The organism is Muriicola jejuensis (assembly GCF_010671595.1).
GTDB lineage: Bacteria > Bacteroidota > Bacteroidia > Flavobacteriales > Flavobacteriaceae > Muriicola > Muriicola jejuensis.
In genome coordinates, this window is record NZ_JAABOP010000005.1 from 43,876 (window position 1) to 69,815 (window position 25,940).

At 42.5% G+C, this 25,940-nt stretch carries 23 protein-coding genes; 14 read left to right on the plus strand and 9 right to left on the minus strand.

Annotated features, from left to right (window positions below):
* The first annotated feature begins 3 nt into the window (after positions 1–3).
* The 6 genes from GWK09_RS13470 (at position 4) to GWK09_RS13495 (ending at position 5,717) form a co-directional block, all read left to right on the plus strand.
* On the plus strand, positions 4–1,017 hold the full coding sequence (locus GWK09_RS13470) for a polysaccharide biosynthesis protein (RefSeq protein WP_163693990.1): 1,014 nt from the start codon (positions 4–6) through the stop codon (positions 1,015–1,017).
* The gene (locus GWK09_RS13475; RefSeq protein WP_163693991.1) at positions 1,010–1,438 is read left to right on the plus strand and encodes a cupin domain-containing protein; all 429 of its coding nucleotides are present in this window, start codon (positions 1,010–1,012) and stop codon (positions 1,436–1,438) included. The genes GWK09_RS13470 and GWK09_RS13475 overlap by 8 nt, the downstream gene beginning before the upstream one ends.
* A gap of 34 nt (positions 1,439–1,472) precedes the next feature.
* Positions 1,473–2,606 (plus strand): polysaccharide biosynthesis C-terminal domain-containing protein, encoded by a 1,134-nt coding sequence (locus GWK09_RS13480; protein ID WP_163694079.1) that lies wholly within the window; start codon positions 1,473–1,475, stop codon positions 2,604–2,606.
* A 24-nt stretch (positions 2,607–2,630) separates the two neighbouring features.
* On the plus strand, positions 2,631–3,764 hold the full coding sequence (wecB, locus tag GWK09_RS13485) for a non-hydrolyzing UDP-N-acetylglucosamine 2-epimerase (RefSeq protein ID WP_163693992.1): 1,134 nt from the start codon (positions 2,631–2,633) through the stop codon (positions 3,762–3,764).
* 8 nt (positions 3,765–3,772) lie between these two features.
* Positions 3,773–4,969, plus strand: coding sequence for a glycosyltransferase family 4 protein (locus tag GWK09_RS13490; protein ID WP_163693993.1), 1,197 nt, complete (start codon positions 3,773–3,775; stop codon positions 4,967–4,969).
* Between the two features lie 118 nt (positions 4,970–5,087).
* Positions 5,088–5,717: a sugar transferase gene (locus GWK09_RS13495; RefSeq protein ID WP_163693994.1), complete on the plus strand. Its 630-nt coding sequence runs from the start codon at positions 5,088–5,090 to the stop codon at positions 5,715–5,717.
* Between the two features lie 7 nt (positions 5,718–5,724).
* On the opposite strand, the gene GWK09_RS13500 is transcribed toward GWK09_RS13495, so the two are convergent.
* The 4 genes from GWK09_RS13500 to GWK09_RS13515 all read right to left on the minus strand — a co-directional run bounded on the left by GWK09_RS13500 (position 5,725) and on the right by GWK09_RS13515 (position 10,542).
* Positions 5,725–6,966: a phenylacetate--CoA ligase family protein gene (locus GWK09_RS13500; protein WP_204260471.1), complete on the minus strand. Its 1,242-nt coding sequence runs from the start codon at positions 6,964–6,966 to the stop codon at positions 5,725–5,727.
* A gap of 237 nt (positions 6,967–7,203) precedes the next feature.
* Positions 7,204–7,557: a hypothetical protein gene (locus GWK09_RS13505; RefSeq protein ID WP_163693996.1), complete on the minus strand. Its 354-nt coding sequence runs from the start codon at positions 7,555–7,557 to the stop codon at positions 7,204–7,206.
* Position 7,558: 1 nt separating this feature from the next.
* A complete protein-coding gene (locus tag GWK09_RS13510; protein ID WP_163693997.1) occupies positions 7,559–8,968 on the minus strand; it encodes a tyrosinase family protein in 1,410 nt (469 codons plus the stop codon).
* 14 nt (positions 8,969–8,982) lie between these two features.
* Positions 8,983–10,542 carry a fibronectin type III domain-containing protein gene (locus tag GWK09_RS13515; protein WP_163693998.1) on the minus strand — a complete coding sequence of 520 codons (1,560 nt, stop codon included), beginning with the start codon at positions 10,540–10,542 and terminating at the stop codon, positions 8,983–8,985.
* A gap of 705 nt (positions 10,543–11,247) precedes the next feature.
* Here GWK09_RS13515 and GWK09_RS13520 point away from each other — a divergent pair.
* The 3 genes from GWK09_RS13520 (at position 11,248) to GWK09_RS13530 (ending at position 14,767) form a co-directional block, all read left to right on the plus strand.
* Positions 11,248–12,546, plus strand: coding sequence for a phenylacetate--CoA ligase family protein (locus tag GWK09_RS13520; protein ID WP_163693999.1), 1,299 nt, complete (start codon positions 11,248–11,250; stop codon positions 12,544–12,546).
* A gap of 12 nt (positions 12,547–12,558) precedes the next feature.
* A complete protein-coding gene (locus GWK09_RS13525; protein WP_163694000.1) occupies positions 12,559–13,575 on the plus strand; it encodes an ATP-grasp domain-containing protein in 1,017 nt (338 codons plus the stop codon).
* Positions 13,576–13,777: 202 nt separating this feature from the next.
* Positions 13,778–14,767 carry a GNAT family N-acetyltransferase gene (locus GWK09_RS13530; protein ID WP_163694001.1) on the plus strand — a complete coding sequence of 330 codons (990 nt, stop codon included), beginning with the start codon at positions 13,778–13,780 and terminating at the stop codon, positions 14,765–14,767.
* A 246-nt stretch (positions 14,768–15,013) separates the two neighbouring features.
* On the opposite strand, the gene GWK09_RS13535 is transcribed toward GWK09_RS13530, so the two are convergent.
* From GWK09_RS13535 to GWK09_RS13545, 3 genes are all read right to left on the minus strand, one after another.
* On the minus strand, positions 15,014–15,865 hold the full coding sequence (locus GWK09_RS13535; RefSeq protein WP_204260472.1) for a hypothetical protein: 852 nt from the start codon (positions 15,863–15,865) through the stop codon (positions 15,014–15,016).
* A gap of 113 nt (positions 15,866–15,978) precedes the next feature.
* Positions 15,979–17,430, minus strand: a complete 1,452-nt coding sequence (locus tag GWK09_RS13540; RefSeq protein WP_163694003.1) for an MBOAT family O-acyltransferase — start codon at positions 17,428–17,430, stop codon at positions 15,979–15,981.
* Positions 17,431–17,434: 4 nt separating this feature from the next.
* Positions 17,435–19,126: a carbamoyltransferase family protein gene (locus GWK09_RS13545; RefSeq protein WP_163694004.1), complete on the minus strand. Its 1,692-nt coding sequence runs from the start codon at positions 19,124–19,126 to the stop codon at positions 17,435–17,437.
* Between the two features lie 229 nt (positions 19,127–19,355).
* On the opposite strand from GWK09_RS13545, the gene cysQ reads away from it, so the two are divergent.
* From cysQ to GWK09_RS13570, 5 genes are read left to right on the plus strand one after another with little or no spacing between them, the layout of a single operon-like run.
* Positions 19,356–20,162, plus strand: a complete 807-nt coding sequence (gene cysQ, locus GWK09_RS13550; RefSeq protein ID WP_163694005.1) for a 3'(2'),5'-bisphosphate nucleotidase CysQ — start codon at positions 19,356–19,358, stop codon at positions 20,160–20,162.
* The gene (locus tag GWK09_RS13555; protein WP_163694006.1) at positions 20,162–20,590 is read left to right on the plus strand and encodes a DUF2061 domain-containing protein; all 429 of its coding nucleotides are present in this window, start codon (positions 20,162–20,164) and stop codon (positions 20,588–20,590) included. Before cysQ ends, GWK09_RS13555 begins: the two co-directional genes overlap by 1 nt.
* Positions 20,575–21,165, plus strand: a complete 591-nt coding sequence (gene cysC, locus GWK09_RS13560) for an adenylyl-sulfate kinase (RefSeq protein ID WP_163694007.1) — start codon at positions 20,575–20,577, stop codon at positions 21,163–21,165. The genes GWK09_RS13555 and cysC overlap by 16 nt, the downstream gene beginning before the upstream one ends.
* A gap of 4 nt (positions 21,166–21,169) precedes the next feature.
* Positions 21,170–22,075, plus strand: coding sequence for a sulfate adenylyltransferase subunit CysD (gene cysD, locus GWK09_RS13565; RefSeq protein WP_163694008.1), 906 nt, complete (start codon positions 21,170–21,172; stop codon positions 22,073–22,075).
* A 14-nt stretch (positions 22,076–22,089) separates the two neighbouring features.
* Positions 22,090–23,346 carry a sulfate adenylyltransferase subunit 1 gene (locus tag GWK09_RS13570; protein ID WP_163694009.1) on the plus strand — a complete coding sequence of 419 codons (1,257 nt, stop codon included), beginning with the start codon at positions 22,090–22,092 and terminating at the stop codon, positions 23,344–23,346.
* Positions 23,347–23,376: 30 nt separating this feature from the next.
* Here the strand turns inward: GWK09_RS13570 and GWK09_RS13575 are convergent, their stop codons facing one another.
* On the minus strand, positions 23,377–24,561 hold the full coding sequence (locus tag GWK09_RS13575) for an OmpA family protein (protein WP_163694010.1): 1,185 nt from the start codon (positions 24,559–24,561) through the stop codon (positions 23,377–23,379).
* 221 nt (positions 24,562–24,782) lie between these two features.
* On the minus strand, positions 24,783–25,931 hold the full coding sequence (gene bshA, locus GWK09_RS13580; protein ID WP_163694011.1) for an N-acetyl-alpha-D-glucosaminyl L-malate synthase BshA: 1,149 nt from the start codon (positions 25,929–25,931) through the stop codon (positions 24,783–24,785).
* Between the last annotated feature and the right edge of the window lie 9 nt (positions 25,932–25,940).

Genomic DNA, 25,940 nt, shown 5'->3' on the forward strand with positions numbered 1-25,940 from the left:
AAAATGTTCAAGAATAAAAAGCTACTTATCACGGGTGGAACAGGCTCCTTTGGAAATGCTGTTTTGAATCGCTTCCTCGAAACGGATATCGGAGAAATTCGCATTTTCAGTAGGGATGAGAAAAAACAGGACGATATGCGGAATAGCCTGAAAAATAATAAGGTGAAGTTCTACATTGGAGACGTGAGGGATTATAACAGTATTGAGAAGGCCATGAGGGGTGTAGATTATGTCTTCCATGCTGCTGCCCTGAAACAAGTACCTTCGTGTGAATTTTTCCCTCTCGAAGCAGCCAAAACCAACGTCTTTGGCACACAAAACACCATAGATGCTGCGGTCGCCAATAGGGTAAAGCGCATTATCTGTCTGAGTACGGACAAGGCCGCTTACCCGATCAATGCCATGGGGATCAGCAAGGCACTGATGGAAAAGGTTGCTGTGGCTGCTTCCAGAAACATTGAAGACGATGCCACTACGGTATGCCTGACGCGATATGGCAATGTGATGGCGTCACGGGGATCAGTTATACCCCTTTTTGTGGACCAGATCAAAAACGGCCTTCCCCTGACAGTCACGGATCCGAATATGACCCGCTTCCTGATGTCCCTGGAAGATGCTGTAGACCTGGTCCTTTTCGCCTTTGAACACGGGCAGCAGGGCGATCTGTTTGTCAACAAGGCGCCCGCCAGTACCATAGGTGACTTGGCTGAGGCCGTTCGAAATATCTTTAAAGCGGAAAATGAGATCAAGGTCATAGGCACACGTCATGGGGAAAAACTCTATGAAACCCTGTGCACTCGGGAAGAGATGCTGAAAGCCATCGATATGGGCGATTTTTATCGCATCCCGGCAGACAACAGAGACCTGAACTATAGTCGGTATTTTTCAGAAGGGACTCCTGATATCAGTCAGATCGAGGACTACCACTCCCACAATACACAGCAACTCAGCGCAGATGCATTACGACAAACCCTCTTGAATCTGGAGTACATAAAAGACGAATTGCAACATGCCTGAAGCCAGGTTATACACCGGGGAAGATTTCGGGGATGACAGGGGTATCCTGCGATTTTTCAATACCTTTGATCTGTCCTCGATAAGACGGATGTATGAAATACGCCCATCGAATACTTCTTATTTCAGGGGGTGGCAGGGGCATAAAATAGAAAGTAAATGGTTCTACTGCCTCAGCGGCTCACTTAATATTTGGCTGGTGAAAGTGGATAACTTTGAATCCCCTTCTCCTGAACTTAATCCCAAGGCGTTTGAGCTAAAGGTAGAGGAACCCTCGATACTAGAAGTCCCTGGTGGATATGCCACCGGTATTCAGGCTTTAAGAGCAAATAGCGGTCTTATGGTATTCTCTGATTACTCCCTTAGAGAATCGAAGGCAGATGACTACCGGTATCCTAAGGATCTGTGGGTAATAAATGGTTAAACCATGGGAATGTCACAATAGAAGCAATATAGAAATTATGAGAATAGGAATAACAGGGCAAGATGGATTTGTAGGGTACCATTTGTACCACACCCTCTTCCTGGATGAATCAGTAACACTAATTCCTTTCGAACGATCTTTTTTTGAGGACATGCCGAGGTTGGAATCCTTTGTGTCACAGTGTGACACCATAGTGCACCTGGCAGCCATGAACCGGCATGAGAACCCTGAGGTCATTTACGAAACCAATGTGAACCTGGTAGATTCGTTGATCGCCGCCTGCGAAGCTCAGGATGCCAAGCCCCATATCCTCTTCTCCTCCTCGTCTCAGGAGGAAAAGGAAAATCATTATGGCAAGTCTAAACTGGAGGGTAAGAAACGATTTATGGAGTGGGCCGAGCACTCAGGTGGCAGGTTCACTTCCCTGACCATACCTAACGTATTCGGGCCTTTTGGCAAACCGGATTACAATTCGTTTGTAGCAACTTTTTGTCACAAAGTAGCCAATGGTGAAGTACCAAACATTATCAACGATAATGAAGTAGGTCTCATTTATGTGAATGAATTGGTACAGGTAATCATTAATACTATAAAGGGAACCGATGGCGGAAGGAAAATAGGCGATAACAGTTTTGAAAGAAAGATAGCCCCGACGTATTATAAAAAGGTGTCTGAGATCTTGGACCTTCTAAACCGCTACCGCGAGGACTATATGGGACGGGGTATTTTTCCTGGATTAGAGGATCCCTTTGAAAAGGCTCTGTTCAATACCTTTCGTTGTTACGTGCCTGAAGACTACTACCCGGTGAAATATACAAAACATACTGACCCTAGGGGTAGTTTTGTGGAGATCGCACGTACGCAGACTTCTGGACAATTCTCATTTTCCGCCACAGTACCTGGAATCACCCGGGGTAATCATTTCCATACGCGGAAGGCTGAGCGCTTTGCCGTGATTCAGGGAAAAGCTTTGATTCAATTGAGAAAAATTGGGACAGACCAGGTTATCAACTACGAATTGGACGGGGAAAATCCGGCCTATGTGGATATGCCAATCTGGTATACCCATAACATCAAAAATACTGGCCAGGATACCTTGATCACCTTGTTTTGGATCAATGAACCATTTGACCAACAGGATCCTGACACATATTTTGAAGAGGTATAATATCACAAATAAAATTCATCAGATTTGAAAAAATTAAAGGTAGTCACGGTAGTAGGAACAAGACCTGAGATCATTAGGCTTTCCTGTGTTCTCCAGGCTTTGGATGCTCATGAGGCAATAGACCATACTTTGGTACATACAGGCCAGAACTACGATTACGAACTCAATGAGATCTTTTTTGAGGACCTTGGTATCAATAAACCGGATCACTTTCTGAATGCAGCTGGTAAAAATGCCGCGGAAACAGTAGGGCGTATTCTGATCGCTATTGACCCCATTCTGGAGCAACTCAACCCTGATGCCTTTTTGGTACTTGGAGACACTAATAGTTGTCTCTGTGCGATACCGGCTAAGAAAAGGAAGATCCCTATCTTCCACATGGAGGCCGGAAACCGTTGTTTTGACCAACGGGTTCCTGAGGAGACGAACCGCAAGATCGTTGACCATATAGCGGATATAAACCTGACTTACAGTGATATCGCTCGGGAATATCTATTAAGGGAAGGGTTACCCGCAGACAGGGTGATCAAAACGGGGAGTCCGATGTATGAGGTACTGAATAAATTTCGGCCCAAGATCGAAACCTCTGCTATTCTTAAGGATCTGAATCTCCAAAAGCATGCCTATTTTGTGGTATCGGCACATAGAGAAGAGAATATAAATAACCCAAAAAATTTCGATGGTCTTATCGAGACCTTAAATGTTCTCGCAGATCACTACAAGTATCCGATCATTGTGTCTACGCATCCCAGGACAAGAAATATGCTCGAGGAAAAAAAGGTAAAGACCCATTCCCTTGTCCGATTTTTAAAACCTTTGGGGTTCTCGGACTACAATGCACTTCAATACCATGCATTCGGGGTCTTGTCAGACAGTGGAACCATTTCAGAAGAGTCCTCTATTCTCAATTTCAGAGCGTTGAATATTCGGGAAGCCCACGAACGACCTGAAGCCATGGAAGAAGCTTCAGTTATGCTGACCGGGCTACGACCCGATCGTATATTGCAGGCATTATCCATACTGGAGGCCCAAAAAAGAAATCCCGAAAGGAATTTCAGGGAAGTATCGGACTATACAATGCCCAATGTGAGTGAAAAAGTAGTACGGATAATCTTGTCTTACACAGATTACATTAACAGAGTAGTCTGGTCCAAATAAAAAAAGTAATGAGAATACTTTATTTGGCCTTGGGATTTCCGGATATGGATACCTCCCAAAATATGTTTACAGAGCTGGTTCTGGAGTTTCATAAGAACGGCCATAACATAGACGTTGTCGCACCTGTTCGCAATCAGAGCCGTACTGGTTTACAACTCGAAGCAGGTATTCGTGTCATAAGAGTACCCACATTGAAATTATTTAATGTTGGCCTAATACAAAAAGGACTCGCCAATTTACTTTTGCCCTTTCAATACAAAAAAGCCCTTAAAAAAAGCGGGTTTGATCTATCGTATGACCTGATCATCATGTCTACCCCACCAATTACGCTCGACTTTCTGGCGAAATGGTTCAAGTTTCACTTCGGTTCAAAAATTTATTTGATCCTAAGGGACATCTTCCCTCAAAACGCGGTCGATCTCAAAATGATGTCATACAAAAGCCCTTTTTATAAGTACTTCAGGAAAAAGGAGAAGGCGTTGTATAAACTGGCAGATTTTATAGGATGTATGTCGCAGGGAAATATTGACTATGTCCTCAGACACAATCCGGAAGTTCAAAATTCCAAATTACATTTGCTCCCCAATTGGAGGACTCCTATCCCCAATCTTGAGGATAAAGAAATTAATGAGATTAAGGCAAAGTTTAATCTGACAGGGAAATTTGTCGTTTTTTTCGGTGGAAACATGGGGAAACCTCAGAAATTAGAAAATATTGTTTACCTCGCCGAAGCTTGCAGGGACATCGAAGATGTAATCTTTTTTCTTGTCGGTGACGGCAATGAACGTGTATACCTGGAGCAATTGGTTAAGGATGCGGAATTGCAAAATATCATACTCCAGGGTCAAGTATCCCCAAAGGACTACCACAGATTACTCCAATCCGCCGATATTGGCATAATTTCATTGAGCCAAGATTTCACGATCCCCAACATCCCTTCCAAGACGATTTCCTATTTTAATGCCAAGAAACCTGTGTTGGCTTCAATAGACAAAAATACAGATTTCGGGAAGCTCCTAGAGGAAAGCGGTGCAGGGCTGTGGTGCGAGGCAGGAAACACACCTGAAATGAAGAAAGCGCTTCAATATCTTATGGAACATAAGGCCGAAAGAATAGAAATGGGGCTCAAGGGCTACAAATACTTACAAGAAAATCTGTTGACCTCCATGGCCTACGAACGGATAATGGCACAGGTTTCCCATTAGTGGTTTAGAATGACTTGATTCGGAAAAATGGTAACTTGTCATGCTAATTGAAGGTCCAACTTCAAGCAATTTGAGGGATAAACGTTTATCCAATTATTTTAGATTAAAAAATACCGTCATGTACGAAGCAATATTCAAGAGACTTGGAGATATCTTTTTTTCCCTTCTTTTATTGGTGCTATTATCGCCGATCATAGTTATTTTCATTTTGATACTCCTGTTTGTCAACAAGGGCAAACCCTTCTTTTTTCAACGGAGGCCCGGGAAAGATGAAAAAGTCTTTACCATCATTAAATTTAAGACCATGACGGATGAAAAAGATGCCGATGGCATTCTATTGCCTAACGCGCTTCGAGTTACGCCCATTGGTAACTTTATCAGGAAAACGTCTATTGATGAACTTTTACAACTGGTCAATGTACTAAAGGGAGATATGAGCCTTATCGGGCCACGACCTTTGCTAATAAAATATCTGCCCTACTATACGCAAGAGGAAAAGTTAAGGCACAGTGTACGCCCTGGTATCACGGGTTTGGCACAGGTCTCTGGACGGAATCTTTTAGAATGGGACAGCCGACTAGCTCTGGATGTAAAATATGTAAAGGAACTCTCGTTTTATAATGACATTATGATCTTAATAAGGACGGTATTAAAGGTCTTTGACAGCAAAGATGTCGTTTTGGATCAAAGTGAAACCATGCCAGATCTTGATGTGTTTCGAAAAAATAAGTACGATTTTAATTATTAACTAGAACTTATAATTCCAGCCCTATATTCATGTTTTCTTTGTTTGATTTTATAATCTTTCTTTGGGCGTTGATGGCTTTATTGATAACCAATTTGCGTTTTCCAGATTTCAACAGGGGTATTTCCTGCACATATTCTATCTCCACAATTGAATCTTCTCCAAAATATTGTTTATACCTGTTGATTATGCTTTTTCCAGTTTGATAGTCAAACTCCTCGGTTACCTTTAGTTTGATGATATAGGTATTGTTCTCCTCTTCCACAAACTGAAACTGTTCGATATTTTTAAATTGTAAGATGTGGTGAATGATATGAGACGAAATATATTCACCTTTAGTATTGGTAAATAAATCCATTTTCCTCCCTTCGATCCTCATAAAAACAGGAGCCTGATTACGATTCTCGCTTTCTTTTATGATCCCGACGTCACCCGTGTCATAACGGATCAAAGGCATACAATAATTAAACAAATCGGTTACAACTATCCTTCCCAACTCCCCCGGGTTAGCGGGAATATCCTTTTCCATATCCAGTATTTCAAAGTGATAGCTAGCCCAGTTGATATCGAATTCACGGTCTTCAACCGTTGTATTTTGCTGCGCAAATATACCATTTTCACTATTCGAGTACCGGGAAATTACCTTTGTGCCGAAATATCTTTGTGCTGATTCTACGATATAATCATTCAAACTTTCAGCGACCGCAATGACTGATTTGAATCTTATCAATGGAGGGGAAGATATTTTCGCATCCAAATACTTGAAGATAGACTGCAAAGCCGATGAATAGGCAAGCAAACTTTTGGTAGATCGATCCCTCTCCATCGTTTTTAGCAAACTCCTGATATCATCATCCTTTAATTGGTCCACTGAGTGCATGTACATATTCTGGATCCAGGCGAGAAGACGATTTTTTTTGTATTGTTTGTCCCATAACCTCAAATAATACAGCTTTGTACCCAATTCGAAACCAGCTTTTTCGCCAAAGTATATGGTGTCCGCGGTATTTCTATACCTCTTTTCTGAATTGTGGTATACCTCGAATGGATTGCCAGTAGACCCACTGGTATACACGAGATAGTTTTTTTTATTTAAATATGCCGTGCTTTTGAGCTCATCAAAATGTTGCTTGAAAATGGTTTTATTCACCACAGGAAAATCCTCGAGAGCATTTAGCCCCTGAAACGCCTGATAATATGGAACCGTTTCGATGGTATGAAGTAGTAATTCGTTAATTGATCTATCCCTCATAATCCGGGCCTTAGGATCATTATACTGCTCGTTAATAAACTTAATATTCTTATAGTGTGATCTTATTTTACTTCCCTGAAGCAGATCGAGAAACCAAAAAATCACTTTACGTATATACTCCATTATTTTCATAACGATGATTATAATTTCATATTCAATAAACTGGAACTTGAGTAAAAACTTCCAATTATTCGATAGAATTGAATTGAAAGATTACCTGTTCTTATTACAAATGACCTATTGGCTTAATCTGACATAGAGCCTTTTGTTTTCCATATTTACACTATCCACAATGAATGTATTTTTTTTATTCTCTTTAGGGATTTCAACGTATAGTCCTAGAATTATATGATTTATTGTTGTATAAATCAAAGGATCATCCTTTAGATAGTCATAATTGATTTCCTTATAGCCAGAGGTATCTCCGGGATTCAGATTTTCAAATTTTATTGAAAAGAGTGAAATGTTCGACAATTCAAATCCAGTAGAATTCGCAAGCCTGATTTTTGTCTTTAAATCCTGATTTTCAATAATGTTAACTACAATCAATATAAAAAGCACCCCAATCATTAAATACCTTACAATAAACACGTTACTCCTTGATTATTTTTTTTCTAAGCACTACTTCTCCATTTACCATAACCTCCAAAACATAAATGCCCTTGGCTAAAGTCTGCAAACCAGTTAAATCTATGGTCTTTTGGCGTTCAAAGGATTTCAGCAGTAAACGTCTTCCGGACATATCAAAAAGTGAAATCTTAAATTCAGAATAGACTTTATCCATATCTACCACTATACTTTCAAGAAAAGGATTTGGATAAAGATTTATATCAATATTTCCTGAGACGAACTCCCTTGGATCATATGCATCTTTGTATAATATGGCCTCGTCATACTCAAATGGTCTTTCAACGCGTACAAGAGGAGAGGTATTAGGACCTGGCTTGCCTGCGGTATTCACGTTATTGTCCGCATCTATTTTTGCGATAAATGAAGCTCCAGATTCAGCGATAAATCCCGGAATAAGTCTGATCTCATTTACGGATTCCAGTTTGCAATTGGTCCCGCTTGGAACTATAAAATCATTACCCGCTTCAATAAGGAATTGATAATAAAAATTTTCCAGGGGTTTATGCGTATTGCTAACGGTATAATCGGAGAGCTGGGCCAGTTGATTATTCGCATAAAATACACCCAGGGCCCTTGTATTAACAATGTCATCAGGATCAACAAGCGGGAGTGTAACCCCGTCAAAAACGTAGGTTCCATCATATCTGATCATTGAGGTGATGATATGTGAAGAACCGCCAGGATTTGCATCTTCCCATACAGCCCATAACCTGTCAATATTGGTGTGGTGCAGATAAAATATTGGGTCTCTGGGGGACAAAGTGGTGGGCATGGCTCCTCCTACCCAAACATGCGCTCCCCTATGAACCGGACCACGCTCCATCTGATTTGAGTAAACCAAAAAGTCGGAAATAGCCTGCAAATTAATTACATCCGTAGGTGTTGGTAAAGGTCCACTCCCTCCCAGATTCCTGTTCAGCTGCCAGGCCTGATCAAATTGACCCATGAACGATGCACTCCACAAAAGGGAATTGGGGTCAGTAGACTGGTCTACCGACGAATCCCACCAAGGCATACTTATATTTGGATTAATCACTTGCATGGCCTGCTCCATTTCGAAAATTTGCATTCTATGCCAGGGAAAAAATATCTGACGTTGAGGTTCATCAGGTAAATTGAAATGTATATCCAACTGAGTACCATCGCCAACACCATCCAGATTAAAAAAATCACTATGGAATTGGGCGAGATCATTGATCAGGTCACCGCCAAGCCGCATTTGGTGAAAAGCTCCAACCAGAGCATCCCGTTCGGATGCACTCATTTCATGATAACTCTTGCGGATACTCTGTGCCTCTGATTGATTCAGCACCATTAACAAAACTAGAATGGTTAATAGACTTCTTAACATAAATATTTTGAGAATTGTCATTTATCAAAGAGTCTCTACTTGTTTTTAAGTAATTGTTTTTCCAGCGAATCTAACCTGTTGCGAATAGCCTCCAAATCTATATTTCTTTTCTCCAGATACTGTATCTTCCGATCCTGCTCCAATATATAGAGTGTAAGCTCTTCTATCTTCTGAAGCAATCTGGCATTCATTTCGCCGAGATTGATACCATTTTGTTCAACTTCTTGTGCGCTGGGCATATTGGGCAAGTATCCCTTTTTATCTATATGAGCCCTTACTTGATCTAAAGTAGGAAGTTCATATTCCTTGTCGAACACAAAATCGGGCCAATTGGATTGTAACTGAACTTGAATCTCTTCAGCAATAATCCCACCTGCAACCGCGAGCCTGTACGCTGATGGGATCGTTGAGGTCCCTATGCCGACATTGCCATTACTATAAAAAGTATCTGATCCTTGCAAACTCCATACCGAAGAACTTTGAATTGGAGTACCATTGATCAATATTTCTGTGCCATTGAATGTCAGGCTATTGTTTCCTTCGATAGTTCCATCTCCGGTCCATACACCAATCTGGTTATCCGCAGGTGTTCCTACCTTACTAACATCTCCAAGATTTAAACTTAACTCTTCGATTTTATCAAATACTGCATTCTTGGTAGGCACCGATAACGTTCCATTCCAGGTAGGAGAATAAACCTCATCACTCACAAGAATATCCGTAGATATGATATTCCCAACGACCTCCAAAGCCGATCCAGGAGTAGCCGTACCTATTCCAACGCTTCCACTTATCAGGAGATCCTGTGCTACAGACATGTTTTGAGCCTGCCAGTCTACAGTGGGTAAATTGGAGTTTAAGGAAGTAAAATCAATGAACCCACTAACCTGTGTCACAACTGTTGCCGTGTTGCTCACCCCGGAGGTATTATTCGCAGCATCCCGAGCAAAAACCGTAAAATCATAGGAGGTGCTCGCTGTCAGCCCCGTCACATTAAGGGTCGTGGCACCACCTGTGGTCCCAATACTTACCCCGTCCTGGAAAACCTCATAATCCACTACCCCCACATTGTCTCCCGGATCGGTCCAACTCAGGTCTGTGGCCGTATCCGTCGTGTTGGAAGAGGCCAGATCGGTCACCGCATTGGGCGCCTGGGCGTCTGCCGCTGCCTGTGTCACAACTGTTGCCGTGTTGCTCACCCCGGAGGTATTATTCGCAGCATCCCGAGCAAAAACCGTAAAATCATAGGAGGTGCTCGCTGTCAGCCCCGTCACATTAAGGGTCGTGGCACCACCTGTGGTCCCAATACTTACCCCGTCCTGGAAAACCTCATAATCCACTACCCCCACATTGTCTCCCGGATCGGTCCAACTCAGGTCTGTGGCCGTATCCGTCGTGTTGGAAGAGGCCAGATCGGTCACCGCATTGGGCGCCTGGGCGTCTCCGCCTTGCTGAATTATCGATACATTATCGATTAGAACTTCATCCCCTATTTGTGCCCCGGCCCATGCAGCTGCGTAAACTCTAATTCTTGGATTTGTGGAAGTAGCAGTTAAACTCCAAGTGTATTGAGTCCAGTTGCTATTTGTGATCAAAGTAGTCGTGAAATTTGAAAAACCTATCCAGTTCGCGAAGGCCGGAGCAGAGCTTTGAGCACCGCGTCTAGCCCAAATACTGATATCATATACCTGGCCAACAACAGCCGGAAAGGTGTAATTTATTTCCTTACCTGGACCGATAGTAGAAGTTGAACGAGCGCTTATTGCAAAGGCCCCCTGGAATGGGTTGACATTGGTGGAAGAGAAATTGGCGTTTCCACCCCACCCATTTGTGCCATTTATTTCATTGGAAATTGAGGCTGCATTGGCATGGGTGTGCAGGTTTTGAGCAAGTAGTGTATTGTGCGAGACAACCAATACTGTAAACAGGATTAGAAATAGGGAGTTTGAATTCATAATTAGCAGGTAGGGAGTTAATTATCATTCCTTTATCAAATCTACATAATAAAAAAATCACTCGAATTAAACGCTGATAAATTCTATGAAATACCAATTTATCCTTTGAAATACACTGTGTTTTGGAGTACTGTTTTTTCAGTGAAGAATCCGACCTCCCAACTTATCTATCCTATTAATTTTTTTTATTTGGATTGTATCAAATAGTGAGCTAATTAAAAGTATATTATTGTGTAATTTGACCAAGAAAAAAACATTTTAGCTTCAATTGATGTTGCAATACAGTAATATCCTTTATATTCGCCATACCCCTATTCGGAATTGTGAACTTAAACATTCTTATGTATGCCACATCTATCAGGCTTTAGGCATAGGTTTTTTTGGATGCTTGATTATTTCAAAGGACATCGAATAAAAAAGGACCTTATTGAAATACGAGAAACCTTAAGTTGTAGTTCTTTTGAAGCACTTAAAGCCAATAATAAAGAAAACCTCCGGAAATTCCTTGAATATTGCACGGAGCATTCAGAATATTACAGCAGATACAAAGGATTTAATAGCTTGGAAGACTTTCCGGTGGTGAATAAAAATGTGATAAAGGAACATTTAGATTTGATCACTATCTCATCCAAACAATATAGAAAAGTCAGCACTAGCGGTAGTACCGGAATCCCTTTTTCCATTTACCAGTCCAAAAGGAAAAAATACCGCAATACTGCAGACACTATTTATTTTGCTGGTCTTTCCGGTTATACATTAGGAGAAAGGTTATTATATCTTAGGAGCTGGTCCAAACACCTTAAAAAATCAAGATTTTTATATAAAATTCAGAATATAACTCCCGTTGATGTTAATGACCTTAGTGACCACTCTCTTGGGAAGTTTATTTCCGACATTTCCAGGGACCGCTCCCCAAAAGCATGGTTAGGTTATCCTTCAGGATTCAAGAGGATTTGCGATTACCTTGAGAAGATAGAATCCAAGCCTTTGGACTGCAATATTACCTCCGTAATAGGCATGTCAGAGGGATTTGGAGATTCAGTAAAGTTACAAATGGAATATTTTTTTAAAAAGACTCCTGTGTCAAGGTATTCCAACATGGAAAATGGGATCATTGCCCAGCAAATGGCCGGGAATAAATTCTTTACGATCAATTGGGCCAGTTACTACATAGAAATTTTAGATTTACATGAGGATATTCCTGTACCTTATGGTGAAATTGGAAGAATAGTAATCACTGATCTTTATAACACTGCTACTCCTATGATTAGATATGACACAGGAGACATCGGAGTCATGTGTCTTTCAAATGACCCTGAAAATCAACTTCCTATGCTTCAGAGCGTCCACGGAAGAATGTCAGATGTACTTTATAATACCAAGGGTGAAATGATCAACCCTTTTAAATTTCATGGGCTTATCTGCCAGTATCCTGAAGTTGGCCAGATCCAATTTATACAAAAAGGGAAAAGGAGATATCTAATCAAACTGAACAATAAGAATAATTTCGTACGAGAGCAAGAGTTTATCAATAGTGTATATAATTGCGTTGGAAAGGATGCGATCGTACAAATACAATACGTTAATGAAATACCTCTATTGAAATCAGGAAAACGAAAGGTTACAATTAATTTGGTTGCATAGTATTTGATTTCTATGAATTTGCTCTTTACATGTGCCGGAAGGCGCAATTATCTCATTCAATATTTCAAGGAAGCACTAAAAGGATCCGGATTGATTGTCGCTACCGATAATCAAAGTTCTGCACCAGCTTTAGTGGAGTCGGATATTGCCATCACAGTCTCAGATATTTATTCTGACAACTATTTGGAAGAACTTAAAATAATTTGCCGAGATCACAAGATTAGCGCCATTATCTCCTTAAATGACCTCGAACTTCCTATTTTGTCAGAATGTAAAGAAGACTTTGAAGCCATTGGTACTAAGGTCATTATTTCGGATAAGCACATAATCGAAATAGCTTTTGACAAATGGTTAACGTATGAATTTTTAAAGTCAAATGGATTTCTAACTCCACGGACATTCATTAGTGTTGAAGAAGCTAAATTAGCTATGCTAGAAACAGATCTTGTTTTTCCTTTAGTCTTGAAACCGAGATGGGGTAGTGCTTCAATTGGTATTGAAATTGTTGAAAATGTTAAGGAATTAACATATGCTTACGAATTGTTAAGAAGTAAGTTGTCCAGATCTATTTTAGGGACTGTCAGTTCCAAAGATCTGGATCATTCCATTATCCTTCAGGAAAAAATCGAAGCCGACGAATATGGGTTGGATGTACTCAATGATTTTCAAGGCAACTACTCAGGTACTTATGCCAGGAAAAAGATCTCTATGCGAGCCGGAGAAACCGATAAGGCTCTTTCAGTAAAAGATGTGAAAATAGAGAGATTAGGAAAGCAGTTATCTAAAGCCTTAAAACATGTTGGAAACCTTGATTGCGATATCTTTATTAAGGGAGAAAAAATTTATGTTTTAGAGTTTAATCCACGTTTTGGAGGAGGCTATCCCTTTTCCCACGAGGCTGGAGTTAATTCTGCGGCGATTTACCTGGCATGGTTAAGAGGTGAGAAAAACGTGGAGCGCTTCATTAATTACAAACCGGGCTTAGCGTTTGCAAAATGTGAAAGACTTATAAGTATCCCCTGGAAATAAATTCTTCCATAGAAGACAACTAAAATTGGGTTATAAAGAATCAAACCAACTACGACTTCTTAATCTTTCTATCACTTGAGAAAGACCGCTATTGATAATTTTGACTTGTTCCCCGATGTCAATTAATGATCTTATTACTTTCTTTAATTATCCTCTCGATTCAGACCTCGATTTTAATTTGTACACTCGAAATCTGGCTTACTTGCCAGACAACCCTCTTTATAGAAAAGAGTTTCTCATTGCTTACAACAAAGATGAAGATGTAAAACTTTCTTATTTTTTTCTCTCCTGTAACAGTGAGCCTTGCATTCTAATGCCCATTGTTTTTCGAAGATTCAATTGGAGCAATAATAAAGAATATTGGCATGCATTCTCGCCCTATGGTTATAATGGTCCTTTATACAATCAAGGTATTGATGCTAAACTTTTAACCCGTTTTTGGATCGAAGTCGATTCATGGTATCAAAAAAATAATGTCATAACTGAATTTATTCGCTTTGGGCTTAATAAAAATTGGGAAGAATATTCTGGCATAGTCTTTCCTACGTTAGTCAATATCTGTGGAAGAATTCTTGAAAAAAAAGAACAATGGTTGAATTTTAAACCAAAGGTCAGAAACAATTACCGTAAAGCATTAAGAGAAAACCTGGAGTGTAAGATATACCATAAAAAAGTTCCCAAGAATAAGATATCTGAATTTTATAGTGTTTACATAGATACTATGAAAAGAGTAGACGCAGAAAATTCGTTTTTATATTCGTTGGAATTTTTTGAGAAATTAATTTTAAATAATTTAAATAGAACGGCCATAGCAATTCTCTATAAAAATAAAATTCCTATTTCTGTAGAGTTGTTATTACTTTCGTCTTCAGAAATTTTATCCTTTCTTGGTGGCACATTAGCCGAATACTTTTATACAAGACCTAATGACTTTCTTAAAATAGAAGTAATTAATTGGGCAAGATTAAACGGATTTTCTTTTTATATCCTCGGAGGAGGAAGAAAAAATAATGATAATTTATTCCAGTATAAGAAAAGTTTCTTCTACCATGACCCGGAGAGGATATTCCACACAGGAAGGAAAATAATTAAAGAAGATATTTATAAGCAAATCTGTAATAGCTTTGGATACGAACCGGATTCATTTAAAGAACCTAATTTATCTTTCCCAATTTATCTAAAGAAATTGTAACCTGAATTATTATGTGATTTTTTTCACTCATACTGCATAGACATAAAATATATGTTATAGAAATAGGAAATAAATATCAAGAGTTGGATATGGGAGGTTACTACAGTTTTGAATCACAACCTCTTTGAATCGCTCGCAGATTGCATTCGAAAAATCGCTAATCTAGATTTATTCCTACTGTCTATTGACCAATTACAATAAATGGAGATAAAAATAATTTCGCGAGATACCCACTTATAACCCTGATTACCTCAGATTTACCTGGTCAGCGATGGCTTGAGAAACTAGTTCTCTGCCGTATGAATTCCAATGTTGATCATATATCAAGGTAACAGGTTTTTCCGCATACTCGAAAGGAATGCCGTAATCAATCACCTGGATTTTTTGAGTTTGGAAATATAACTGCAAGCTTTTAGGAAATGAAGCACGATCTATCAGGAACATGATCTTTTCCTTTGAATTGGCTTGTGTTTCCCATAACATTTTGAAATTTCTGAAGTGGATATCTTCATTACTTCTTACCGAAATCATCTCAGAAGGAATTGTATGCTTATCGGGCATTAGGATTTTCGAAATCATTGTCTTTAGATAGGATAATGAGTTAATTGGTACCCCTAACAGCCCAATATTCTGGGTGTATACCAAGAGCTTGCTCTGTTTCATCATCCTAAACACCCCACTCTCCAATCTCAGACGTTCCCGAGAAACACTATAGTTATCCCGCTTAAGATCGTCTGGATAGTCCAAATAGATCACAATTTTATCAATTTTATTAAAAATAGAATCATAGGTATTCAGTAAGTGAAACTCTGAGGCCAAGTCATAACCGGCGTACCCAAATTCATATACAATAACTCCCGGGAGTTTGCTTTCCAGGATCTTTCCGATCGATTTATCATAATCCTGATGAAACCCCTCAATAAAAGAATCTCCTATCAGGGCCAGTTCAAAATTGTATTCCGTGGGCTCGAACTCCCTGTATGAATTGAAGCCACTGCTGTTGATTCTGTATTTGCCCACGTTTTGCCTGCGATTTCCCGTCACGCAATAACCGGTTTGATTAGGTACCCACTTCTCCACTCCATAGTCATCTATCATCCGGGAAGGAGTATCCTTGTACAAATGAAAAACCCTGACCAGTATCTCAAGGAGACAAAGAATCACTAGTCCATAAAAACTAATTTTCAATAAGAATTTACGAATCTCCATGGCTAAAATTGAAAATAGATGAATGAGCGGTCAGATCCACTATCATAAAATAATAGTAACCCCAGCACTAACAAAGTATATATCCATAAACGCAAAACCTTATTCCGGAAAGGAACGGGTTTTCGCTCGTTATGTCGGATCAGATATTCATAGAGAACAAAGATTCCAAGCAAGATAAAATAATCGATCATACGGTATCCCCGGGGATGGTGGTACTCCTCAATACCCAAGTTGCCAAAAAGACGTCCGAGATAACCGTTGGCCGAAGCAAGGTTTTCAGCCCGGAAATACGTCCATGACAGGGTGACCAGAATAAACGTTTGCAGTAGCTTTAAAAAATCAAGGAAATTAGTTATTAATGACCCATGGCCCAGATGTTCACCCACATAACTTCGGTTTTTACCCATCAGGAAAACCGGCAAGTATAAGCTGGCATGTATCCCACCCCAGATAAGGAAGGTCCAGTTCGCCCCATGCCAGAACCCGCTGACCAGGAAGATGATAAATATATTCCGCACAGCCTTTACTCTGCCTTCCCGGGAACCTCCCAGCGGGATGTAAAGGTAGTCCCTGAACCAGGTGGAGAGGGAAACGTGCCACCGGTGCCAGAACTCCGATATATTCCGGGAAAAATACGGGAACCTGAAATTGGACATCAGCTCAATCCCGAAAAGCTTGGCTGTGCCTATGGAGATATCCGAATAGCCACTGAAATCCCCATAGATCTGGAAGGAAAAAAAGATCAGTCCCAGGGCCAGGGTACTCCCAGAATAATCCGCATAGTTTAAAAAAACATCATCCACAATAACTGCCAGCGAATCCGCTATGGCCACTTTTTTAAATAACCCCCAGAGGATCAGCTTCAACCCGTCTGCGGCCTGAGCATAACTGAATGTCCGTTTTGTGTTGATTTGGGGCAGGAGATTACTGGCCCGTTCTATAGGCCCGGCCACCAGCTGTGGAAAGAAACTGACAAAGGTGGCAAAGGCAATAAAATCCCGTGTCGGTTTTAATTTTCCCTTATAAATGTCCAGGGAATAGGAAAGGGTCTGAAAGGTATAAAAGGAGATCCCTACGGGCAGTAAAATGTTGAGGGTCCACAAGGAACTTTCCTGGAAACCCAGTAATTGCAGGGATACTGAAAGGGACTCGACGAAGAAGTTGTAGTATTTGAAAAAACCCAGCATTCCCAGGTTAAAGAGAATGCTGATCCATAAATAGGCCTTTCTGCGAAATTTACGGGTCGCACTTTCCATTCCCTGCCCTATCAGGTAATCCACAAGTGTTGACAGCATGATAAGAGAAAGGAATCGATAGTCCCACCAGCCATAGAACACATAACTGGCTACCAGGAGAAAAAGGTTCTGGATCTTCAGTTTCCACCGGCCAAACCCCCAGTAGATAGTAAAAACTATCGGTAGGAAGATAAAAAAGACCAGGGAATTAAATAGCATCTCCCTACTTTTTTGTCAGGTGGAAATTTCCTATGATCAGGTCATCCAGTCCATTGGAGAAAAAGCAGCGTACCGCATCTACGGGTGATTCCACCACGGGTTCCCCCTGAATATTAAAACTAGTATTAAGAACAACAGGTACCCCTGTTTTCTTGCCTAATTTCTCGATGACCTCATAATACCGGGGATGCAGTTCCTTTCTTACGGTCTGCAAGCGGGCACTGCCATCCACGTGGGTTACGGCAGGGATCACTTTAATTTTGTCCGGCAGGACATTGCATACTTTCAGCATGAATGGCGCTTCCACCTCAAGATCAAAAAAATCACCCTTGGCCTCAACAATAGCCGATGGGGCAAAAGGACGGTACGCTTCCCTGAACTTAACCTCAGTATTAATTTTATCCTTCATGTCAGGAAATGCCGGGTTGGCCAGTATACTGCGGCTTCCGAGGGCCCTGGGGCCTATTTCCATAGGGCCCTGGAACCATCCAATGATCTTCCCTTCATATAGTAGGTTTGCCGCTTTTTCAGCAATATCTTCGTAATGCGAGTATTTCAATTTAGCCCCTTTTAGCACCTTTTCTATCTCCTGATTGGAATATTGTGTTCCCACATAAGGATCAAGGTGAATAAAGTTCCTTGGGTTTTTGAGAATTCCGTTGTACAGATAATAGGCTGCACCGATAGCAGTCCCATTGTCACCGGCAGCAGGCATTACATATAAGTCCTTGAATTTGCTTTCCCGTACGATCCTGCCGTTCATGACGCTATTCAGGGATACTCCCCCTGAAATTACCAGATATTCTGCTTTGGTTTTTTGATATAAGATATCGCAGATCTCTAATACCCTGTCTTCCAATACGCGCTGGAAGGCTGCGGCCATATCTTTGTGGCGGGCCTCAAACTCCCCATTTGGTTTTCTGGCCTCACCGAAACGCTTATAGAATTTGCGGGATAACCTCTGCCAGTGCATATTTTGGAAGTTGAACCAGCTCAGGTCGAGGGTTAGTTTTCCGTTTTTGTCCACCTCCACCATGCTGGCCACCTCCTCGTAATAGGTATCGGGATTGCCCATGGGGGCTAACCCCATGGTTTTGCCTTCATCATATGAGGTTTTAAAACCACAGAACTGGGTGACCGCTTCATAAAATGAACCTAAAGAATGAGGAAAAAAGCTCTCCCCCAGACATTGTATCTTATTGCCCTTTCCCTTGCCCAGCCAGGTAGTGGCCCATTCCCCGGATCCGTCTATCCCCAGCAGGGCCGCTTCCTCATAGGGGGAAACAAAGAACGATCCGGGCGCGTGGCTGTAGTGGTGAGGTATAAAATGTACCTCAGGACCCTTTTTCTGGTCACCAAATTGATATTTATACCACCCCCAAAAACCCTTCTGCTTGTTATATGCATGAACAAACTCGTGATTGATAAATGTTTTCAAGGTACCCGGCCGGTTGATACCATACCAGAGTTTCTTGCCCAGGTTATGGGTGGGCTTAATGGATACCGCGATATGATCGATGTCCTTATATCCAATATTTGCCATTTTTAAACAGCGGTCTATAGCCTTGTGCGGAAATACACGAGTGTGTTTGTCCCTGTTTAGTCTTTCTTCTTCGATGGCCGCCACTAACCGCCCATCTACCAGGATGCAGGCCGTGGAATCGTGAAAGTAATAGTTGAGTCCTAAGATCACCATATGCTTACCAAAATGAAAAAAAGTAAGATGCCCCCAGGCTTTACTTTTTTTGAACAAATTGCTAAATGTACTCTTTTATCCCATTTGAGGGAACTAATTGCCTTGAATTGCTCAATAAGTCGACAGAGAACGAGTACATGGGAATTACTAAAGGGAAGCCCGGGTTTGTATTTCAAAAAATCTAACCATCTTTGTATCTATCTGAAATTGCCAACTAAACCATCCAACCATGAAAATACCAATAGAACTAACCGTTTCGATACTCGATTGCGCGCTTCAGGCCGGGGAGGAGATCCTCAAGGTCTATGATCTGCCGGATTTCCAGACGGCCTTTAAGAATGATCGATCCCCTTTAACCCTAGCCGATCTCGCCTCTAACAAGGTAATCAACGAATTCCTAAGAAAAACCCCTTACCCCATCATCAGTGAGGAAAACAAACAGATCGATTATGCTACTCGCAAAACCTGGGAGACCTGCTGGTTGGTCGACCCTTTGGACGGAACAAAAGAATTCATCAAAAAAAATGGTGAGTTTACCGTAAATATTGCGCTATGCAAGAAAGGGAAACCTATTTTAGGCGTTATTTATGTCCCAGCAGTAAAAGAGCTCTATTTTGGAAATGTAACCAATCAAAAAGCTTACAAAATCAAAATAAAGGATAATCACATAACCACAGCAGATTTGTTTTCCGAGCGTAATCGTATCTATCCGAAAATTAGTATAAGTCCAAGAATAAGAGTAGTAGGAAGTAGATCTCACATGACTCAAGAGACTATTACTTATGTAGAGTCCCTTAAAAAGAATGGGGAAGATATTGAAGTTGTATCTAAAGGAAGTTCCCTGAAATTCTGTCTTGTGGCGGAAGGCAAGGCGGATGTATATCCCAGGTTTGCCCCTACCATGGAATGGGATACGGCTGCAGGGCATGCCATTTGTAAGGCAGTCGGATTGAAGGTCACCGATCAGGAAACCGGACAGGAACTTAGGTACAATAAAGAGAACCTTCTGAATCCTCACTTTCTGGTTACCATATAATGGTCACTTCCCACTATAAAAGGCACCTGGCCAAAACCGTAACCTGGCGTATCGTGGGTACCCTGGATACCATCCTCCTGTCATGGATCATCACGGGAAACCCCGTGACCGGACTGAAGATCGGGGGAGCAGAAATAATAACCAAAATGGTGCTCTACTACCTGCATGAGCGCATCTGGTTCAACAGAGGGATCAGGGATAGCAGGAAAAGGCATCTTTTCAAGACCTTAACCTGGAGGGCCGTCGGGACCCTGGATACTGTTTTGTTGTCCTGGTTCATTTCAGGAAATCCGCTGACAGGACTCAAGATCGGATTCGCCGAAGTAGTCACTAAGATGATTTTGTATTACCTTCACGAAAGGGTTTGGTACCGTATCAACTTCGGACTCGAACAGCACAGAGAAAGCAGATCATGGCGAAAAACATAGTTAAGCACGAATATAAGATATCCCCGGAGGACCGCCGCTTGAAAAACGGCCATAATTCATTTATGGTATTCTTTACAGGCCTGTCGGGCTCCGGTAAATCGACTCTGGCCAATGCACTGGAATTAAAACTGCAATCTCAGAATATACAGACCTTTGTAATAGACGGAGACAATCTGCGGACCGGTATTAATAAAGACCTGAGTTTCAGTCCGGAAGACCGCTCTGAGAACATTCGAAGGATTGGGGAAATAGGGAAGCTGTTCATCGATGCGGGTATCGTCATTCTCGCCGCCTTCGTAGCTCCCTATGAAAGAGACCGTAATCATATTCGTAGCACTATCGGGGCGGAGCGCTTTGTGGAGGTCTTTGTCAATACCTCCTTGAAAGTATGTGAGGAAAGGGATGTAAAAGGCCTGTACAAGTTGGCCAGAACCGGAAAGATCAAGAATATGACCGGGATTTCAGCACCGTATGAGATCCCTTCCTCCCCGGCTGTGAAAGTATCCGATAAAAACAGCGTGGATGAGGCCATTGAACTGATTTACAAAACGATCCGACCAAAATTAAAGTTGTGAACCCATGAGCAAGTACTACCTGAGTTACCTTGAAGAGCTGGAATCTGAAGCCATTTTTGTCCTCAGAGAGGTTTGGGCACAGTTCCAGAACCCGGTTATCCTGTTTTCCGGGGGCAAGGATTCCATAGTAGTGACCCACCTGGCCAAAAAGGCCTTTTACCCAAGCAAGATCCCCTTTGCCCTCATGCACGTGGATACCGGTCATAACTTTCCCGAGACCATCGCTTTCCGGGATAAACTCATAAATGAGCTGGGGGTTCAGCTTATCGTGGGTTCCGTTCAGGATTCCATAGATCAGGGAAGGGTGGCAGAGGAAAAAGGTAAAAGTGCCACCCGCAACGCACTACAGATCACTACCCTGCTGGACGCCATTGAAGAACACAAGATCGATTGCGCCATCGGAGGTGGCAGGAGGGACGAAGAAAAGGCCCGGGCCAAGGAACGTTTCTTTTCTCACAGGGACGACTTCGGGCAGTGGGACCCCAAAAACCAGAGGCCTGAATTGTGGAATCTCTTTAATGGAAAATACTTCGAAGGAGAGCACTTCCGGGTCTTTCCGATCAGCAACTGGACCGAAATGGACGTGTGGAACTACATACTCCAGGAGCAGATCGAGATCCCTTCCCTCTACCTCGCCCATGAAAGGGAGGTGGTCTGGCGCAACCATTCCTGGATCCCCAATTCCGAATTCCTGACCCTTGACCCCAGGGAAAAGATCGTAACCAAAAAGATCCGGTTCCGTACCCTGGGAGATATCACCATCACCGGGGGAATAGAATCCGAGGCAGATACCCTGGAAAAGATCGTACAGGAGGTTTCGGCCATGCGGCAGACAGAAAGGGGCAATCGCTCAGACGACAAGCGTTCGGAAAATGCCATGGAGGACCGCAAGAAAATGGGATATTTTTAAAAGAAACAGATCGTATGGAAATAGAACGGAACGAATTACTTAGGTTTTCAACTGCCGGAAGCGTAGATGACGGAAAAAGCACATTGATAGGAAGGCTTTTGTACGATTCCAAATCCATCTTTGAAGACCAACTGGAGGCCATCGAAAATACCAGCAGAAAAAGGGGGCATGAGGGAGTTGACCTGGCCCTGTTCACGGATGGCCTGAGGGATGAGCGCGAACAGGGGATCACCATCGATGTGGCTTACCGATACTTCACAACCCCAAAACGGAAATTCATTATCGCCGATACCCCCGGGCACGTGCAGTATACGCGGAACATGGTTACGGGCGCCTCAACGGCGAATGCCGCCATTATTTTAATAGATGCAAGGCACGGAGTTATTGAACAGACCAAAAGACACGCCTTTATAGCCTCCTTATTACATATTCCCCATGTGATCGTCTGTGTGAATAAGATGGATCTGGTCGATTTTTCAGAGTCAATATTTAATAAGATAGTGGATGAATTTCAAGAATTTGTTGCAAAATTGCTTATTCAGGATTTTCGTTTTATCCCAATTAGTGCTCTTCTGGGAGACAATGTGGTGAATAGATCTGAAAACATGCCCTGGTATCAGGACGCTCCTTTGCTACACACTTTAGAGACCATGCATATAAGCAGTGATTATAATAAGGTTGACGCCCGTTTTCCCGTCCAAACCGTATTACGACCCCAACGTGAGGGGTTTATTGATTTCCGAGGGTACGCGGGAAGGATAGCCAGTGGTTTTTACAGGGTCGGGGACAAGGTATCAGTTTTACCTTCCGGCTTTTCCTCGAAGATCAAATCGATCACAGGGCCGAACGGAAAACTGGAAGAGGCCTTTGCACCCATGTCAGTGGCCATTGAACTTGAGGACGACATTGACGTGAGCAGGGGTGATATGATCGTGCGGTCTAATAATGTTCCGGAATCTTCCCAGGATGTGGAGGTTATGCTCTGCTGGCTGAACAACCGGCCGGCCCAGCCGAGGGCCAAATACACCCTGATGCACACTTCTAATGAGCAAAAGGCCATGATCAAGGAGGTGATGTACAAATACGACATCAATACCATGGAAAGGATCACGGACGATGTGCAATTAAAGATGAACGACATCAGCAAGGTAAAAATAAGGACCACCAAACCTCTGCTCATCGATGCCTATAAGGACAATCGTTTTACCGGTAGCCTTATCCTGATCGATGACCAGACCAATGAAACGGTAGCCGCGGGGATGGTTATCTAAATAAGCTTCCCAGCCTGATTACTGTTTTTTTTATTTGGCCAATACCTCGGCGATGCGAATCACTGTGACTTCGGAACGCCTGTTCTGTTGATGCTCTTCCCTGGTGCATCTCACCCCATCTGAACAGCCATTACTCAACAGGGATTCCCCATGGCCTATACCCTTCATCCTGTGCTCTCCTATCCCTTTAGATATGAGATATTCCAAGGTTCGCCCTGCCCTTCGCTCAGAGAGCCACTGGTTATAATCTGCTGGACCCCTTGAATCGGTGTAGGCGTGGATCTCAAAACTGATTTCCGGATAGGCATTCATCAACTCAGAAACCGCATCCAGGGTCTCTTTTGAAGATTCATTTAAGTAAGAGGAGTCAAAGGCAAAATACACGGCTCCCAGGCTGTCCAGGGCCTGACGCAGGTTATTTATACGATCATTCTTGGCCTTTTCCAAAGCTGCCAGTCGGGCTGCCTCCCGCTCTTCCTCCAATCGTTCGGCCAATAGGCGGGCTTCTTCTTTCGCCAGACGGGCTGCTAGCAAGGAATCCTGAATCCTTTGCTGCTCTTTTTCCATTTCCTCCAGCATGGCCAGTTTCTCCTCACCTTTTTTGGAGAGTTCTTTCTTAATATTGAATTGGTAAATTACTGCAACCGCGTGCTGTATGTGGTTGGAAGCTTCATTCCCAAAGGACCATTTCCCGCTGGAACTGAAATCGAGTCCCCATCGTTCTGAGAACCAGGTCCTGAACCCGATAATGGCATTGTACGTGCCCCGGCCCAGGTTGTTCGCATCGGAATAGCCGAGACCCACTCCGACATAAGGATCAAAGAATCCGGTCTCCCCTACCAGCTTATTGAGGTCATAGCTGAGACGGGTATCGATCCCCCAGTATGGGATATCTTCAGGAATGGTGATCCCGTCAATGGTATTGCCCGCTTTGTAATTGTTGTAAGTACCTATCAATTCCAGGCCCAGGCCACTTTTCCAATAGCGGCCCACATTGATCCGGGAGGGGAAGGCCACCCCGTTCCACTGGTCTCTGATGGTCGTAAAATCGTTAAAGGCATCCCCGGAATCATCTATGAAATTCCATCCGACGCCCACCATCCAGGAGCTTTGGATAATACTATCCTTTGAAGTTAGGGCTGGTATTTCCTGGGCATACAGGCTAAAACTGCCAACCAATAAAATAAACGTGGGAAACGCAAAGTATTTTTTCATTACAGTAAGATTTTGGGATCTCGTACTGCAAAATTACATCAGGCTGTTACCGAAAGCCAAAAAGGACTACGATCTGCCTATAACATCGGTGAAGAGAAAGACAAAAAAGAACCTATAGAAGAGTGGGATTTTAAACGCTGAAAAAAATCGGCAACCTGTAAAATTTCAGGATTATCCGCAATCTCTATATAACTTGGATTCAATCCTTAACAGGCCTGTTTTCAATTTATTGAGATACTTCGGTAATGCTCCTGATATGCCTTTTTATACAGGTTCTCATACAGCGGCAGGATATGGTGTATATCAAATTTCAGGGCCGCTTTGTAGGCATTTAACTTGAAAGTCTCGAGGATTTTCGAGTCCTTGAGGATGTACAGGGCATTTTTAACCATGTCGTCCACGTCCCCTACATCGCTCAGGAATCCGGTTACACCGTGTATATTGACCTCGGGGATACCCCCCGTATTGCTCGAGATTACAGGCACCTTGTTGATCATGGCCTCCAACGCGGCCAATCCGAAACTCTCCGACTTGGAGGGCAGCAAAAACAGATCTGAAAAGCACAAAATACGGTCTATCTCTGAGCTCTGACCCAGGAAGACCACCTTTTGGGTGATCCCCAGTTCATCACAGAGCATCTCTGCCTTTTCCTTTTCAGGGCCCTCCCCTACCATGATCAGCTTTGCAGGGATCTCCTTCTGAATCCCATAGAAAACCTTAATGACGTCCGGGATGTGTTTGACCTTCCTGAAATTACTGATGTGCGTAATGATCTTTTCGTCCTCCCCGGCCATGAGAGATCGCTGGCAATCTGTAAATTCTGCGCTGTACTTCCGCTTGTCTATGAAGTTCGGTATGACCTCGATCTCTTTTTCGATCTCAAAGAAATCCAGGGTCTTCTGTTTCAGGTCTTCGGATACACTGGTCACCACCTCTGACTTGTTGATGCTAAAGGTCACCGCGGGCTTGTAAAAGGGGTGATTGCCCACCAGGGTAATGTCCGTTCCGTGAAGGGTGGTGATCATCGGGATGTAAATCCCTTCCTCTTCCAGTATCTTTTTTGCCATATATCCCGCATAGGCATGGGGAATGGCGTAGTGCACATGGAGGAGCTCAATTCCGTGGAGTTTGATGGTATCCACCAACTTGCTGGACAAGGCCAGTTCATAGGGCTGGTAGTGAAACAGAGGATATTCCGGTACGTGTACTTCGTGGAAGTGGATATTGTTACCCAGCAATTCGAGTCGGACCGGCTGCCTGTAGGTGACGAAATGGATCTCGTGCCCCCTGCCGGCCAGGGCGATGCCGAGTTCTGTGGCGACCACGCCACTCCCGCCGAAGGTGGGATAACAAACAATGGCGATCTTCATGATGTAAAA

Excerpts from the sequence above, each read along its gene's own strand:
- GWK09_RS13470 (WP_163693990.1), top strand. The coding sequence starts at position 4 with ATGTTCAAGAATAAAAAGCTACTTATCACGGGTGGAACAGGCTCCTTT.
- GWK09_RS13475 (WP_163693991.1), top strand. The coding sequence starts at position 1,010 with ATGCCTGAAGCCAGGTTATACACCGGGGAAGATTTCGGGGATGACAGG.
- GWK09_RS13490 (WP_163693993.1), top strand. The coding sequence starts at position 3,773 with ATGAGAATACTTTATTTGGCCTTGGGATTTCCGGATATGGATACCTCC.
- GWK09_RS13495 (WP_163693994.1), top strand. The coding sequence starts at position 5,088 with ATGTACGAAGCAATATTCAAGAGACTTGGAGATATCTTTTTTTCCCTT.
- GWK09_RS13500 (WP_204260471.1), bottom strand. The coding sequence starts at position 6,966 with ATGAGGGATAGATCAATTAACGAATTACTACTTCATACCATCGAAACG.
- GWK09_RS13510 (WP_163693997.1), bottom strand. The coding sequence starts at position 8,968 with ATGACAATTCTCAAAATATTTATGTTAAGAAGTCTATTAACCATTCTA.
- GWK09_RS13520 (WP_163693999.1), top strand. The coding sequence starts at position 11,248 with ATGCCACATCTATCAGGCTTTAGGCATAGGTTTTTTTGGATGCTTGAT.
- GWK09_RS13525 (WP_163694000.1), top strand. The coding sequence starts at position 12,559 with ATGAATTTGCTCTTTACATGTGCCGGAAGGCGCAATTATCTCATTCAA.
- GWK09_RS13535 (WP_204260472.1), bottom strand. The coding sequence starts at position 15,865 with ATGATAGATGACTATGGAGTGGAGAAGTGGGTACCTAATCAAACCGGT.
- GWK09_RS13540 (WP_163694003.1), bottom strand. The coding sequence starts at position 17,430 with ATGCTATTTAATTCCCTGGTCTTTTTTATCTTCCTACCGATAGTTTTT.
- GWK09_RS13545 (WP_163694004.1), bottom strand. The coding sequence starts at position 19,126 with ATGGTGATCTTAGGACTCAACTATTACTTTCACGATTCCACGGCCTGC.
- cysQ (WP_163694005.1), top strand. The coding sequence starts at position 19,356 with ATGAAAATACCAATAGAACTAACCGTTTCGATACTCGATTGCGCGCTT.
- GWK09_RS13555 (WP_163694006.1), top strand. The coding sequence starts at position 20,162 with ATGGTCACTTCCCACTATAAAAGGCACCTGGCCAAAACCGTAACCTGG.
- cysC (WP_163694007.1), top strand. The coding sequence starts at position 20,575 with ATGGCGAAAAACATAGTTAAGCACGAATATAAGATATCCCCGGAGGAC.
- cysD (WP_163694008.1), top strand. The coding sequence starts at position 21,170 with ATGAGCAAGTACTACCTGAGTTACCTTGAAGAGCTGGAATCTGAAGCC.
- GWK09_RS13570 (WP_163694009.1), top strand. The coding sequence starts at position 22,090 with ATGGAAATAGAACGGAACGAATTACTTAGGTTTTCAACTGCCGGAAGC.
- GWK09_RS13575 (WP_163694010.1), bottom strand. The coding sequence starts at position 24,561 with ATGAAAAAATACTTTGCGTTTCCCACGTTTATTTTATTGGTTGGCAGT.
- bshA (WP_163694011.1), bottom strand. The coding sequence starts at position 25,931 with ATGAAGATCGCCATTGTTTGTTATCCCACCTTCGGCGGGAGTGGCGTG.